Annotated in this window: 11 protein-coding genes and 1 tRNA gene; 2 read left to right on the top strand and 10 right to left on the bottom strand. The window is 66.7% G+C overall.

Annotated features, from left to right (window positions below; genetic code table 11):
* Nucleotides 1-49: 49 nt before the first annotated feature.
* Nucleotides 50-529, bottom strand: coding sequence for a 50S ribosomal protein L15 (rplO, locus tag E2K76_RS07505; protein ID WP_136683661.1), 480 nt, complete (start codon nucleotides 527-529; stop codon nucleotides 50-52).
* Between the two features lie 188 nt (nucleotides 530-717).
* On the opposite strand from rplO, the gene E2K76_RS07500 reads away from it, so the two are divergent.
* Nucleotides 718-807 (top strand) — tRNA-Ser (locus E2K76_RS07500).
* Nucleotides 808-864: 57 nt separating this feature from the next.
* Complete coding sequence (locus tag E2K76_RS07495; RefSeq protein ID WP_136683660.1) at nucleotides 865-1,278, top strand: VOC family protein; 414 nt, start codon at nucleotides 865-867, stop codon at nucleotides 1,276-1,278.
* Here E2K76_RS07495 and E2K76_RS07490 read toward each other — a convergent pair.
* The 9 genes from E2K76_RS07490 to E2K76_RS07450 form a co-directional block, all read right to left on the bottom strand.
* Nucleotides 1,257-1,937: a response regulator transcription factor gene (locus tag E2K76_RS07490; RefSeq protein ID WP_136683659.1), complete on the bottom strand. Its 681-nt coding sequence runs from the start codon at nucleotides 1,935-1,937 to the stop codon at nucleotides 1,257-1,259. The genes E2K76_RS07495 and E2K76_RS07490 overlap by 22 nt on opposite strands.
* A complete protein-coding gene (locus E2K76_RS07485; protein ID WP_136683658.1) occupies nucleotides 1,934-4,585 on the bottom strand; it encodes a sensor histidine kinase in 2,652 nt (883 codons plus the stop codon). The genes E2K76_RS07490 and E2K76_RS07485 overlap by 4 nt, the downstream gene beginning before the upstream one ends.
* Nucleotides 4,586-4,588: 3 nt before the next feature.
* A complete protein-coding gene (kdpC, locus tag E2K76_RS07480) occupies nucleotides 4,589-5,128 on the bottom strand; it encodes a potassium-transporting ATPase subunit KdpC (protein WP_136683657.1) in 540 nt (179 codons plus the stop codon).
* Nucleotides 5,128-7,182 (bottom strand): potassium-transporting ATPase subunit KdpB, encoded by a 2,055-nt coding sequence (gene kdpB, locus E2K76_RS07475; RefSeq protein WP_136683656.1) that lies wholly within the window; start codon nucleotides 7,180-7,182, stop codon nucleotides 5,128-5,130. Before kdpB ends, kdpC begins: the two co-directional genes overlap by 1 nt.
* 126 nt (nucleotides 7,183-7,308) lie before the next feature.
* Nucleotides 7,309-8,979 (bottom strand): potassium-transporting ATPase subunit KdpA, encoded by a 1,671-nt coding sequence (kdpA, locus tag E2K76_RS07470; protein ID WP_136683655.1) that lies wholly within the window; start codon nucleotides 8,977-8,979, stop codon nucleotides 7,309-7,311.
* 1 nt (nucleotide 8,980) lies between these two features.
* Nucleotides 8,981-9,070, bottom strand: coding sequence for a K(+)-transporting ATPase subunit F (gene kdpF / locus E2K76_RS07465; RefSeq protein WP_136683654.1), 90 nt, complete (start codon nucleotides 9,068-9,070; stop codon nucleotides 8,981-8,983).
* Nucleotides 9,071-9,256: 186 nt separating this feature from the next.
* On the bottom strand, nucleotides 9,257-10,153 hold the full coding sequence (locus tag E2K76_RS07460; RefSeq protein WP_136683653.1) for an alpha/beta hydrolase: 897 nt from the start codon (nucleotides 10,151-10,153) through the stop codon (nucleotides 9,257-9,259).
* A 13-nt stretch (nucleotides 10,154-10,166) separates the two neighbouring features.
* Nucleotides 10,167-11,420 carry a hypothetical protein gene (locus E2K76_RS07455; protein ID WP_136683652.1) on the bottom strand — a complete coding sequence of 418 codons (1,254 nt, stop codon included), beginning with the start codon at nucleotides 11,418-11,420 and terminating at the stop codon, nucleotides 10,167-10,169.
* 20 nt (nucleotides 11,421-11,440) lie between these two features.
* On the bottom strand, nucleotides 11,441-12,484 hold the full coding sequence (locus E2K76_RS07450; protein ID WP_136683651.1) for a peptidoglycan-binding domain-containing protein: 1,044 nt from the start codon (nucleotides 12,482-12,484) through the stop codon (nucleotides 11,441-11,443).
* Between the last annotated feature and the right edge of the window lies 1 nt (nucleotide 12,485).

The raw sequence follows: 12,485 nt of genomic DNA, 5'->3' as shown, positions 1-12,485 counted from the left end.
CGGGAAAACTGTTGCTGATGTAAGCGGGGATGACCCCGCTCACAACCGCTTATTCAGCGGCGGCGACCGGAGCGGCCTTCAGCGTGATCGTCCCGCCCGCCTTCTCCACAGCCTCGACCGCCGTTTTCGACGCGCCGGAAACCGCCAGGTTCAGCTTTGCGGTGATCTCGCCCTTGGCAAGAATACGGATGCCGTCACGCGCATGGTTGGTCAGGCCGGCGGCGACCAGAGCGGCCTCGTCGATGGCGCCCGAGATGTCCAGCTTGCCGGCGTCGACGAATTTCTGGATCAGACCCAGGTTGACGACTGCCCATTCCTTGCGGTTCGGCTTCGAGAAGCCGCGCTTGGGCAGACGACGATAGAGCGGCATCTGGCCACCCTCGTACCCGTTCAGCGCAACGCCCGAACGCGATTTCTGACCCTTGATACCGCGGCCTGCGGTCTTGCCCTTGCCCGAGCCCGGGCCGCGCGCCACGCGTTTCTTCTTGCGGGCTGCGCCTTCGTTGTCGCGAAGTTCGTGAAGTTTCATGTCGCTTCTCCTTGGCCGGAACTGCCCCGCCAGCGACGGACAAGGCAAACACGGCATTTCTTGATTTTATTGCGTCGGGCCAGCCGAACACCGGGCGCGTATAACGGTTCGGTCCATTCGGATCAAGGTTCGATTTTCGTCAAGAAAACCGCTTGTCTCCCCCGAAGGGCGCAAATATACGGGTCGGCGGAGATGTGGCCGAGTGGTCGAAGGCACACCCCTGCTAAGGGTGCAGGCCCGGAAGGGTCTCGAGGGTTCGAATCCCTTCGTCTCCGCCATTTCCCCATGGAACATCCGCCCGCCACCCGCGTTTGCGCCGAAGGGAGGGACCGAGGATGCTGGATCACACCGGAATCGTGGTGTCGGACCTCGCGCGCGCCAGACGCTTCTATGACGCGATCGCGGTGCCGCTGGGCCTTGGGACGGCCGACAATGGCGAACATGCCTTCCTGCTGGGCAAAAGCGCGGCGGAACCCATCCCATATCTCTGGATCGGAACGCTGCGCCCGTCCTATTGGGCCGAAGGGTCGCGGCCCGGTCTGAACCAGATGCACGTCGCCTTCGTCGCGCCCAGCCGGGATGCGGTCGATGCGTTTCACAAGGCAGCGCTGGCCGCAGGCGGGACCGACCATGGCGCGCCCGGCCCGCGCGATGCCTTCGGCAACTACTATGGCGCCTTCGTGCTGGACCCCGACGGCAACAACATCGAGGCCTGCATCCGTGACCTTCAGCCCGCGCGCATCCGATAGCCGATGCCGGTTTCGGTCAGAATGAACCGGGGCTGGTCCGGCACGGGTTCGATCTTCTGGCGAAGCTGGCGCATATAAACGCGCAGGTATTGCACGTCTGCGGTGTCCTCCCACACCCGGTCCAGCAGGAACTTATGCGTCAGCACCCGCCCCGCATGCTGGACCAGAAGGCACAGCAGATCGTATTCCTTGGGCGTCAGATGCAGATCGCGCCCCTCCATCCGGACGGTGCGGCGGGTCACATCCACCTCCAGCCCATCCACGCGATACAGCGTCACCTCGCCCTGCGCCTGCGCGCGGTTGCGGAGGGCGACGCGCAGCCGCGCCAGCAGCTCCTGCATCCCGAAGGGCTTGGTGACGTAGTCGTCGGCGCCCAGTTCCAGCGCCTCGACGATTCCGCCCTCGTCCGTGCGGCTGGACAGGATCACCACCGGGATGCGAAGCCCCGCCGCACGCCAGCGGGCCAGCACCTCCTGCCCCGGCATGTCGGGCAACCCGAGGTCCAGTATCGCGACGTCGGGGCGGTGTTCCTCCATCCGGTCCAGTGCGGTGCGCCCGTTCGTCGCCTCGACCACGGCGAAACCGCCTGCCTTCAGACCCACGCCCAGTAGCTTGCGGATCGGCGGCTCGTCATCCACGATCAGGACGCGGGTGGTCATGCTGGCTCCTCTGCGGGAAGGCGGATGGTGAAGACCGCCCCGCTGCGGTCCGACCTGTTGGCGGCGAGGATCGTCCCACCCATCGATTCGACGAAACCGCGACAGATCGACAGGCCAAGGCCGGTGCCCGCCCGCACCGTATCGCCCTTGGCGGCCCGATAGAAGCTGTCGAAGACGCGTTCCAGATCGTCGGGTGGGATGCCCGGCCCTTCGTCCATCACCTGCAGCAGCACATGGCGGTCGTCGCGCCATGCCCGCACATGGATGGTCGAACCTTCGGGTGCGTATTTCGCTGCATTGTCCAGCAGGTTGTAGAACACCTGATCCAGCAGCACCGGATCGACGCGGATCATCGGCAGCCCTTCGGCCACCACGCGCCGAAGCACATGCGCGCGGGTGATCCCGGCGGCGCGGGCAAGGCCGGTGTCGATGGCCTCCTGCGGCTCCAACGGGGTCAGGTTCGCCTTGGCGCCGCTTTCGATCCGGGTCATGTCCAGAAGGTTGGCGATGAATCGGTGCAACCGCTCGCCCTCGTCGATGATGGTGCCGATCATCTCGGCCCGTTCGGCGCCGGGCAGGTCGAAATCGCGCAGCGTGCCCGCCGCACCGATGATCCCCGCGAGCGGCGTCTTCAGATCGTGCGAGACCGAGGTCAGCAGCGCCGAACGGAGCCTGTCCGCCTCGACCGCCAGCTTGGCGCTGTCCATCCCGGCGACCAACTGGATGCGCCCGATGGCCAGCGCCGCCTGATCGGCCAAGGCATCGAACAGGCGCTGCTCCTCGGGGGTCAGGACCGGGCCGGTGCGGTCGTTGTCCAGCCCGACGACCCCCACGACCGCCGCCCCCGTCCGGAGCGGCAGGAACAGCCGCTTCGCCCCCGGCAGCGTGTCGGCCCCGCGCCCCGCCGCCCGGTCGTGGTCCCACGTCCAGCGGGCGGCGGCCATGTCGGCCTCGTCGATCCGGTCCTCGGGCGGGTATCCGGCCATCACCGCCAGCCGCTCCCCCTCGGGCAGCAGGATTACCACCCGCACCCCCAGCATCGACGCAAGTTGATAGGCCGCCGCCCAAAGCACATCGTCCAGCGTTCCCGCGCTGGACAGCTTTTTCGAGAACTGGAACAGCCCCTCGGTCGTGCGGGCGCGGGCGCGCGCGGTCGCCGCCTGCCGCTGGATATGCGCCGTCAGGTTCGACGCCACCACCGACACGGCAAAGAAGAAGCCCAGGGCCACGACGCTTTCCGGGTCGGATATGTCCAGCGTAAACAGCGGCTGCAGGAAGAAGAAGTTGAACGCGAATGCCCCGACGACCGAGGCGAACAGCGCAGGCCACAGCCCCGACCGCAGCGCCGTCGCCAGCACCGCCATCAAAAAGACCAGCGCGATGTTTCGCACGTCCAAAAGGCTGCTCATCACCGTGCCGATGCCGGTGGCCATGGTCACGAAGGCCAGCGCCGACAGATAGGGCCGCAGCCGCACCCTGCCGCGCGGCGCGGAGGATTTCGACAACGGTGCGGCGTCGCTGCCCGAGATGACATGCACGCTGATATCGCCGCCGTGATGGATCAGGTCCGACGCGACCGACCCTTCCCACCATTCGCGCCATCGCGGCTTGCCCGATTTGCCGATGATGATCTGGCTGAAATTGTTCGCCTTGGCAAAGCGCAGGATCTCCTTCGCGGCATGTTCGCCCGGAAGGGTGACCACCTCGGCCCCGATCTGCCCCGCAAGGCGCATCGAGGCGGCGATGCTGTCCCGCTCGGCCTCGGACAGCGTCGCGGCCCGCCCCGTTTCCACATGAAGCGCGGTCCATGGCGCGCGCATCCGGTCGGCATGGCGGCGGGCATAGCGGACAAGGCCCGCGGACCTTGGATGTTCGTCGATGCAGACCAGCACTCGGTCGCCCGCCGCCCATGGCCCCTGAATCGCATTGGCCTGCATATGGCTGACCAGCTGATCGTCCACCCGCTGCGCCGTCCGTCGCAAGGCCAGCTCGCGCAGCGCGGTCAGGTTGCCGGGCTTGAAATAGTTACGGATCGCGCGGCTGGCGGTTTTCGGCAGATAGACCTTGCCCTCGCGCAGCCGTTTAAGCAGATCGTCCGGCGTCAGGTCGATGATCTCGATATCGTCGGCGCGGTCCAGAATGCTGTCCGGCACAGTCTCGCGCACACGGATGCGGGTGATCTGCGCGACGACGTCGTTGAGGCTTTCGACATGCTGGATGTTCAGCGTGGTCCAGACGTCGATCCCGCGCGCCAGCAGTTCCTCGACATCCATGTATCGTTTCGGATGGCGGCTGCCGGGGGCATTGGTATGCGCCAGCTCGTCCACCAGCGCCAATGCGGGGGCGCGGGCGATGATCGCGTCCAGATCCATCTCCGTGAGGGATTGGCCGCGATAGTCGATCTGCGCGCGAGGGATCACTTCGAAGCCGTGGATCAGCGCCTCCGTCTCGGCCCGACCGTGGGTTTCGACGACGCCGATCACGGCGTCGATCCCGTCCGCGCGCGCGCCCCGCGCCGACATCAGCATCTCGTAGGTCTTGCCGACCCCAGGTGCCGCCCCGAGGAATATCTTGAGCCGCCCGCGTGTTTCGCGGGCGGCGGTTTCGAGGAGAGCCTCGGGCGAGGGACGATGATCGTCTTCGGTCATGCGTCAGAGTTCGTCCAGCGCGAGATTCAGTTCAAGCACGTTCACGGTTTCCTCGCCCAGGAAGCCGAGCGTGCGGGGCGCGACATGTGCCTCGACCAGCTCTGCGATCCTCGCCTCGGTGATGGCGCGCGCAGCAGCAACGCGGGCGATCTGGAAACGCGCGGCCTCGGGGGTGATATGCGGGTCCAGACCGCTGGCAGAGGTGGTCAGCATGTCGCCCGGCGCCGCATCGCCCAATTCCGCGCGGGCGGCGTTCACCCGTTCGACCAGCGCGGCGCTCGACGGGCCATAGTTCGACCCGCCCGAGGCGGCAGCATCGTAATCCACCGCCGAAGGCCGCGAGTGGAAATAGGTCTCGCCGGTAAATGTCTGTCCGATAAGGCGGGATCCGACCACGGTGCCGTCCCGTTCGATCAGCGACCCGTTCGCCTGATTGGGAAAGATGGCCTGTGCCAGACCTGTCATGCCCAAGGGATATGCGAGGCCCGTAAGCGCCGTCAGGATCACCAGCGTGGCGACGGCGGGGCGGAGTTCTTTCAGCATCATACCAATCCTACAGAGGTGATGGCCATGTCGATCAGCTTGATCGCCACGAAGGGAACGACCACGCCGCCAAGGCCGTAGATCGCCATGTTGCGCGACAGCAGCGCCCCTGCACCGACGGCGCGGTATTTCACCCCGCGCAGCGACAGCGGGATCAGCGCCACGATGACCAGCGCGTTGAAGATGATCGCCGACAGGATCGCGCTTTCGGGACTGTTCAGCCCCATGACGTTCAGCGCGCCAAGCTGCGGATAGAAGGCAAGGAACATCGCCGGAATGATCGCGAAATACTTGGCGATGTCGTTGGCGATGCTGAAGGTGGTCAGCGCCCCGCGGGTCATCAGAAGCTGTTTGCCGATCTCCACGATCTCGATCAGCTTGGTCGGATCGCTGTCCAGATCCACCATGTTCCCCGCCTCGCGTGCGGCCACGGTGCCGGTGTTCATCGCGACGCCCACATCGGCCTGCGCCAAGGCGGGCGCATCGTTGGTGCCGTCGCCGCACATGGCGACCAGCTTGCCCTTGGCCTGTTCGCTGCGGATCAGGTCCAGCTTCATCTCGGGCGTGGCTTCGGCAAGGAAATCGTCCACGCCTGCCTCGGCCGCAATGGCGGCGGCGGTCATCGGGTTGTCGCCGGTGATCATCACCGTGCGGATGCCCATGCGGCGCAGTTCGGCAAAACGTTCGCGGATGCCGCCCTTCACGATGTCCTTGAGGTAGATGACGCCCAGCAGCCGATTGTCCCGCACCACGGCCAGCGGCGTGCCGCCCGCCTTGGAGACTTCATCGCCAATGCGGCGGACCTCCTCCATCTCGGCTGCGGCAGCGCGGCCGCGTCCGGTGGCCGAATTTGCCGACCCGACATGTTTCAGGATCGCATCGACAGCGCCCTTGCGGATCTGCGTCTCGCCCATATCCACGCCCGACATCCGGCTTTGCGCGGTGAATGGAACGAAGGTTGCGTTGAGAGTGCCCATGTCACGCGCACGGATGCCGTATTTCTCTTTCGCCAGCACGGTGATCGACCGGCCTTCGGGGGTCTCATCCGCCAGCGAAGCAAGCTGCGCCGCATCGGCCAGTTCTTCCGCCGTCACGCCGCGCACGGGACGGAATTCCGACGCCTGACGGTTGCCCAGCGTGATCGTGCCGGTCTTGTCCAGCAGCAGCGTGTCGATATCGCCCGCAGCCTCGACCGCGCGGCCCGACATGGCAAGGACGTTGAACCGCACCAGACGGTCCATCCCCGCGATACCAATCGCCGACAAAAGCGCGCCGATGGTCGTGGGGATCAGCGTGACGAACAGCGCGACCAGCACCACGACCGGAATGGACCCGCCCGCATAGGCGGCAAAGCTGGGGATCGTCGCCACGGCAAAGACGAAGATCAGCGTCATCCCCGCCAGCAGGATGTTCAAGGCAATCTCGTTCGGGGTCTTCTGCCGTTCCGCCCCTTCGACCAGACCGATCATGCGGTCGATGAAGGTTGATCCCGCAGCCGCCGTGATCCGCACCACGATACGGTCGGACAACACCTGCGTGCCGCCGGTCACAGCCGAACGGTCACCGCCGGATTCGCGGATCACAGGCGCACTCTCACCCGTGATCGCGGCCTCGTTCACGGATGCGACGCCCTCAATCACCTCGCCGTCCGAGGGGATGATCTCGCCCGCCTCGACCACGACCACATCACCGACTTTCAAGCTGGTGCTCGGCACCTTCTTGCCGTTCTCCAGCGTCGCTTCGGTGTCGGTGCGGCTCTTCTTCAGCGACTCCGCCTGCGCCTTGCCGCGCCCTTCGGCCACGGCTTCGGCGAAGTTGGCGAACAGGACCGTGAACCACAGCCACAGCACAAGCTGAAAGGTGAACCCAAGGCCACCGCCTCCGGTCGCAAGATCCTTTACCAGCAGCACCGTGCAGAGCACCGTGACCACGGCGACGACGAAGATCACCGGGTTCTTGGCCAGCTTGCGCGGATCGAGTTTCGTGACGGCCCCGCCAAGCGCGGGGACCAGAATGCGGGCATCCAGAATGCTCGCGGATTGGGAGTGGCTCATTTGACGCTCCAGAGGTTCAGCGCAATCAGGACAAGGATGACAAGGATCGCGGCGATCCGGATCATCCGGTGGCGCTGCGGCGGGGGCATTACCCAAGCCGCACGCGCAGTTTTTCAAGGCTGCGCATCAAAAGGTCTGCCCCGCCATGACCGCCAGATGTTCGACGATGGGCCCAAGCGCCAGCGCAGGGAAGAACTCCAGCCCGCCCAGAACAAGGATCACGCCCACCAGCAGCGCCACGAACAGCGGTCCGTGCGTCGGGAACGTGCCATCGGATGCAGGAACCGCCTTCTTGCCCACCAGCGATCCGGCCATTGCAAGGATCGGCAGGATCATCAGGAACCGCCCGGCCAGCATCGTGATGCCCAGCGTCAGGTTATACCAAGGCGTGTTCGCCGAAAGGCTGGCAAAGGCCGATCCGTTGTTCCCGCCCGCCGAGACATAGGCATAAAGCATCTCGGAGAAGCCGTGCGGGCCGGGGTTCAGCACCGAGGACACCGCACCGGGCAGAACCGCCGCCGCCGCCGTCATCCCCAGCATCATTAGCGGCAGGATCAGCAGCGCCAGCATGGCGAACTTCACCTCGCGCCCCTCGATCTTCTTGCCAAGGTATTCGGGTGTGCGCCCCACCATCAGCCCGGCGATGAAGATCGCGACGATCACGAACAGCAGGATGCCATACATCCCCGCCCCCACGCCGCCGACGATGACCTCGCCCAGCATGATGTTCAGCATCGGGATCATGCCCCCAAGCGCCGAGAAGGAGCCGTGCATCGCGTTCACCGCACCACATGACGCAGCGGTGGTGATGACCGCGAACAGGGCCGATCCAACGACGCCAAATCGCGTCTCCTTTCCCTCCATCGCCGTGCCGATCAGCGGGTTGCCCGCAGCCTCGGCCCAATAAACGACCGCAACGCCGATGATGAACAGGATGCCCATCGTCGCCAGGATCGCCCAGCCCTGACGTTCGTCACCCACAAAGCGTCCGAACACATTGGTCAGGCCGACGCCGATGGCGAAGATGCAGACCATGTGGAACAGGTTGGTCAGCGCGGTCGGGTTCTCGAACGGGTGCGCGGCATTGACGTTGAAGAACCCGCCGCCATTGGTGCCAAGATGCTTGATCATCATCTGCGACGCCACGGGGCCTTGCGCGATCGTCTGTTGCGCGCCCTCCAGCGTGGTGGCGACGGTATAGGGTGCGAGGTTCTGCGGCACCCCCTGCCAGACGAGGAACAACGTCCCCACGATGCAGATCGGCAGCAGGATATACAGAACCGTCCGCGTCACATCCACCCAGAAGTTTCCGAGGCCGCTGGCCGACCGCCGAGCGAACCCGCGGATCAGCGCCACCGCAACCGCGATGCCAGAGGCGGCAGAGAGGAAGTTCTGCACATTGAGACCCATCATCTGGGTCAGATACGACATCGTCGTCTCGCCGCCGTAGGCCTGCCAGTTGGTGTTGGTGACGAAGCTGACCGCCGTGTTGAACGCCAGATCCGGCGCCACGCCCGCCAGCCCCTGCGGGTTGAACGGCAACGTACCCTGCATCCGCTGCAACAGATAAAGTGCAAGGATACCCGCAAGCGAGAAGAACAGCAGCGAGGCGGCATAGCGCGTCCAGTGCTGCTCTTCGCCGCGCGTGCCCGCAACGGCATAGATCGCGCGTTCGACCGGCGCGAGAAACATCCGCTCGCCTGAAAACACGCGGAACATATAGCCGCCAAGCGGTCGCACCAATGCAAGAACGATCCCGCAATACAGCAGGATCTGAAGCCAACCATTCAATGTCATGTCAGAACCGCTCCGGCCGGACCAGCGCATAGGTCAGATAGACCAGCAGGAAGGCGGCTACCCCGCCGCCAAGGATATAATCGAGCAGCATCAGAGTTTCTCGCACGCGCGGATATAGGCAAACGCGGCGGCAAAGAACCCGGCGGTCAGCAGGAGGACAAGGATTTCCATTCGATACCTCGATAAGGGACAGCTCATCGCGGCGAAGGTGATCCTTGTCGCATAGGGAATCGAGACGGGCGCGCAGGCGAAGATATAAGGATCTTATAAAGACGGGTCAGTCGCGGCGGCGCATCCGGTCCGACAGGAACAGCAGCGCAGGCTCCAGCGCGCCGTCCCAGTATCGCCAGTCGTGCTTGCCATGCCCCACGCGGAACTGGTGCGCGATCCCCGCATCGCGCAGCGCGATATGCATGGCAGCGTTCCCGGCAAAGAACGGATCGTCCGCGCCGATGTCGAACCAGAAGCCGAACCCCATCTGCTGCGAGGTCTGCGCCCCGGCCGCCATCGCGACCGGATCGGACCGTCGATAGGCTTCGTTCAGCCGCGCCTCCCCCTCCAGCCCCGCGCCGAAAGCCCCGGCAAAGCGGCGCTCGTATGGGGGCTGCGCCATCCCGATCATTTCGGCATCGGTGCGGAACGCGCCGCTCAGCACTGCCGCGCCGCCGAACATGTCGGGGTATCGCAGCTGATAGACCGTCGCGGCAAAGCCGCCCATGGAAATGCCCAGCATCATACGCGCCTCGGTCCCCACGATGGCACGATAGCGGCGTTCGACATAGGGAACGAACTCGGTGATGAACATGCGCTCCCATTCGAACCCGCCATCGGCATCGTTCAGGAAATAGGTCGCGGGCAGGTTCTCCTCGTTCCGCCGCCCGTCCGGGGCGACGGCGATGACGGGCGGGATGCGCCCTTCGGCAATCAGGCGGTCCAGCAGCCGGTCGATGGCGACGAAGCGGAACCAGTCGGCAGGCTGCCCATCCACCGCCCCGTGCAGCAGATAGATAACGGGATAGGCGCGGCTGTCCTCCTCGTATCCCGGCGGCAGATAGACCGCATAGCCGACGCCCTGACGCAGCACGCTGCTGCGCATCTCGGCATCCTCCTGCACGGTGCCCGCCCCGGCAAGCGACAGGATCATGGTCAGTGCGATGGCCAGACGTCGAAGCATCCCCACCCTCCTTTCAGAAGCTGAACCGATAGGTCATGCGGATCGACCCGCTGCGAAGGCCAAGGCTGTCGCCCCCGCCATTCCACGCGAAACGGTTGCCCGCATAATTCGCGTATTCCACCGCCAGCTTGTCGTTGATCGCATAGCTGGCCGAATAGGTGTAATCTGCGTCCGAGGCGTCCTGATCGCCGGGGGAATAGATGTTGGCCGTCGCGCGCAAGGTCAGCTTTTCGAACGCGGTCACGCCGCAGGTGATGCCGCCGCTTGACTTCGATGACCGCGACACGGCGGCAAAGCCGGAACAGTTCAGCTTGCCCAGGGCGTCGATCCCCGTCGCCTCGCCCAGATCCCACGCGGGCAGCGGGCGCGAGATGCGAAGCCCGCCTTGGCCGAACGCGCCGATCACATCCTGCGCCTGACGCGGCAACCGCCCGGAGTAGCTGGCATATTGCACCAGAAACCCCATCGGCGCGCGCCATGACAGGGCATAGCTGAAGTTGGAGTCCGACGCGCTGCGCTGCGACGCGATGGGAAAGCCCGTGAAGGACAGCCGCAAGGACAGGCCGGACCGATGCGCGATGTTGCAGCCGACCGTGCCCGACAGCTTGCCGCTGCGAAGGTTGCCCGTGGACGGCGCGCGATAGGTCAGCCCGGCGCTGCCCGTGATGCTGCAATCGAACCGGAAACGGCGCGTGGGGGTCGGCGGGGCGGTGTCGCGGCCCGGTGTCGCGACGGGTTCCTCGGGGAACTCCACTGCCTCGACCAGACGCGGTTCGGGCAGACGCGGTCCGGGTGGGGGCGTGTCGGGCGGGGGCGGCACATCCGGGGTCGGTGCGCCAAGCGGCGCGCTTTCGGCAACCGCAACCGGGGCCGCATCCGCTGCCGGGATCGGCGGCGGCGCGGGAGGCGGCGGATGGCCCCCGAACTCCGCCCAGCGCGCCAGGTCGCGGGCCAGCGGCTCGGCCTCGGGCGGCAGGCCCCGCGCCGCGCAGGGCGCGCCCGCGCAGTCCAGCGCATGCCGCCCTGCCCGGAACGCAGGATCGCGGCTGATCACCGCCCGCCCATCGGGATAGAGGCGGTAGTGCCAGCCGTCCCGCTCTCCTTGCTGATAGCGGGACCAGAAGAAGACGTTGGGCGTGTCGATCAGAACCTCGGACGCGCCCGGCGCGAAGGGGGACGAGGTATCGACCAGCGCCGGCCCCGGCCCTTCCTGCGCGGCGGCGGCGCCCGCCAGCATCGCGGCGAAGGCTCCTGACTTCCAGATCACCCTGCCCCGCCTTTTCCATCTCACTGCGGGTCCGAACATAGCAGGCGTTCCAGCAGATTGAGCGATGCCGCCGCTGCGAAAATATCCACCTGCGGCCCGAAAGCCTCACGCGCGGCGGCGCGGGTCCGAGGGCCGACGCTACCGTCGATGGGGCCGGGATCGTGGCCCGCTTTGGCCAGAAGCGCCTGAAGCCGCGCCATCGGCTCGCCCTCGGGCAGCAGATCGCACACGCAGGCGCAGCGCGGTTCCGGAACGGCGGCAGGAGCCGGGGCGGCAGCGGGAGCCGGGGCGGCGGCCGCGCGCGGGGTTGCGGATCGCGGGGGCAATGGCTGGGGCGCGACGGGCGGCAGAACGGTCGGACCCGTGGTCGCAACGGCACGCGGCGCGGTCGCGGGCGGCGCCGCCGTTGCCGATGGCGGCGCCGAGGCAAGCGGAAGCGTCGGAGCCAGCGATTCTGTCCGGACGGGGGCAGCGGGTGCTGCGTCCAGTTCCGGTGGCGGCGCGACGGGGGCCACCGCGGCGGGCTGCGGCGCGGGCGGCGGCTCGGGCGCGGGCTCCGGTTCCGGCGGGGGAACGGGGGTGGGTGCGGGCGCGGGCTCCGGTTCGGCAGCCGCGTCTTCGGGCGGATCGGGCGGCGGCGGGTCCGGCTCCGCCGCTTCCGGCGGTTCGGGTGGTTCGGGAGGCGCAGGGGGCGGCGGCAATCGCACGAGCCATCCGCCCAGACGCCGCGCCACCTGCGCCGCATTTTCGGGCGGCGTGCCATGCGGCGTGTAATCGCAAGTCCCCGTCTGCGGCGCGCAGGCGATGTCGATCCGCCATTCGCCCATCTGCTGATCCGGGCCGACCGAGGCGGTCGCATCCGGGAACCGCCGGAACCTGAACCCGTCCAAGGCCCCCGTCTGCCATGGGCCGGAAAAGCGGCCGCTTGGCACATCCGTCTCGGCCAGCGCAACATCGCTCGCCCCCGGCGGCGCGACGGTCAGGTTGCGCGGCACACCTGTCGGCGGGGCGGTCTGCGCGTGACCCGCCGTGGCAAGCACGGCAAGGATCAGCCCCGCCCGCACG

Origin of the sequence: Falsirhodobacter xinxiangensis (assembly GCF_004959935.1) — a bacterium.
In the GTDB taxonomy this organism is placed as follows: domain Bacteria; phylum Pseudomonadota; class Alphaproteobacteria; order Rhodobacterales; family Rhodobacteraceae; genus Falsirhodobacter; species Falsirhodobacter xinxiangensis.
This window is presented reverse-complemented; position numbering and strand designations above follow the sequence as displayed.

Coding starts and splice junctions, on each gene's coding strand:
- E2K76_RS07485 (WP_136683658.1), bottom strand. CDS start 4,585: ATGACCGAAGACGATCATCGTCCCTCGCCCGAGGCTCTCCTCGAAACC.
- E2K76_RS07490 (WP_136683659.1), bottom strand. CDS start 1,937: ATGACCACCCGCGTCCTGATCGTGGATGACGAGCCGCCGATCCGCAAG.
- E2K76_RS07460 (WP_136683653.1), bottom strand. CDS start 10,153: ATGCTTCGACGTCTGGCCATCGCACTGACCATGATCCTGTCGCTTGCC.
- kdpA (WP_136683655.1), bottom strand. CDS start 8,979: ATGACATTGAATGGTTGGCTTCAGATCCTGCTGTATTGCGGGATCGTT.
- kdpB (WP_136683656.1), bottom strand. CDS start 7,182: ATGAGCCACTCCCAATCCGCGAGCATTCTGGATGCCCGCATTCTGGTC.
- kdpC (WP_136683657.1), bottom strand. CDS start 5,128: ATGCTGAAAGAACTCCGCCCCGCCGTCGCCACGCTGGTGATCCTGACG.
- E2K76_RS07495 (WP_136683660.1), top strand. CDS start 865: ATGCTGGATCACACCGGAATCGTGGTGTCGGACCTCGCGCGCGCCAGA.
- rplO (WP_136683661.1), bottom strand. CDS start 529: ATGAAACTTCACGAACTTCGCGACAACGAAGGCGCAGCCCGCAAGAAG.
- kdpF (WP_136683654.1), bottom strand. CDS start 9,070: ATGCTGCTCGATTATATCCTTGGCGGCGGGGTAGCCGCCTTCCTGCTG.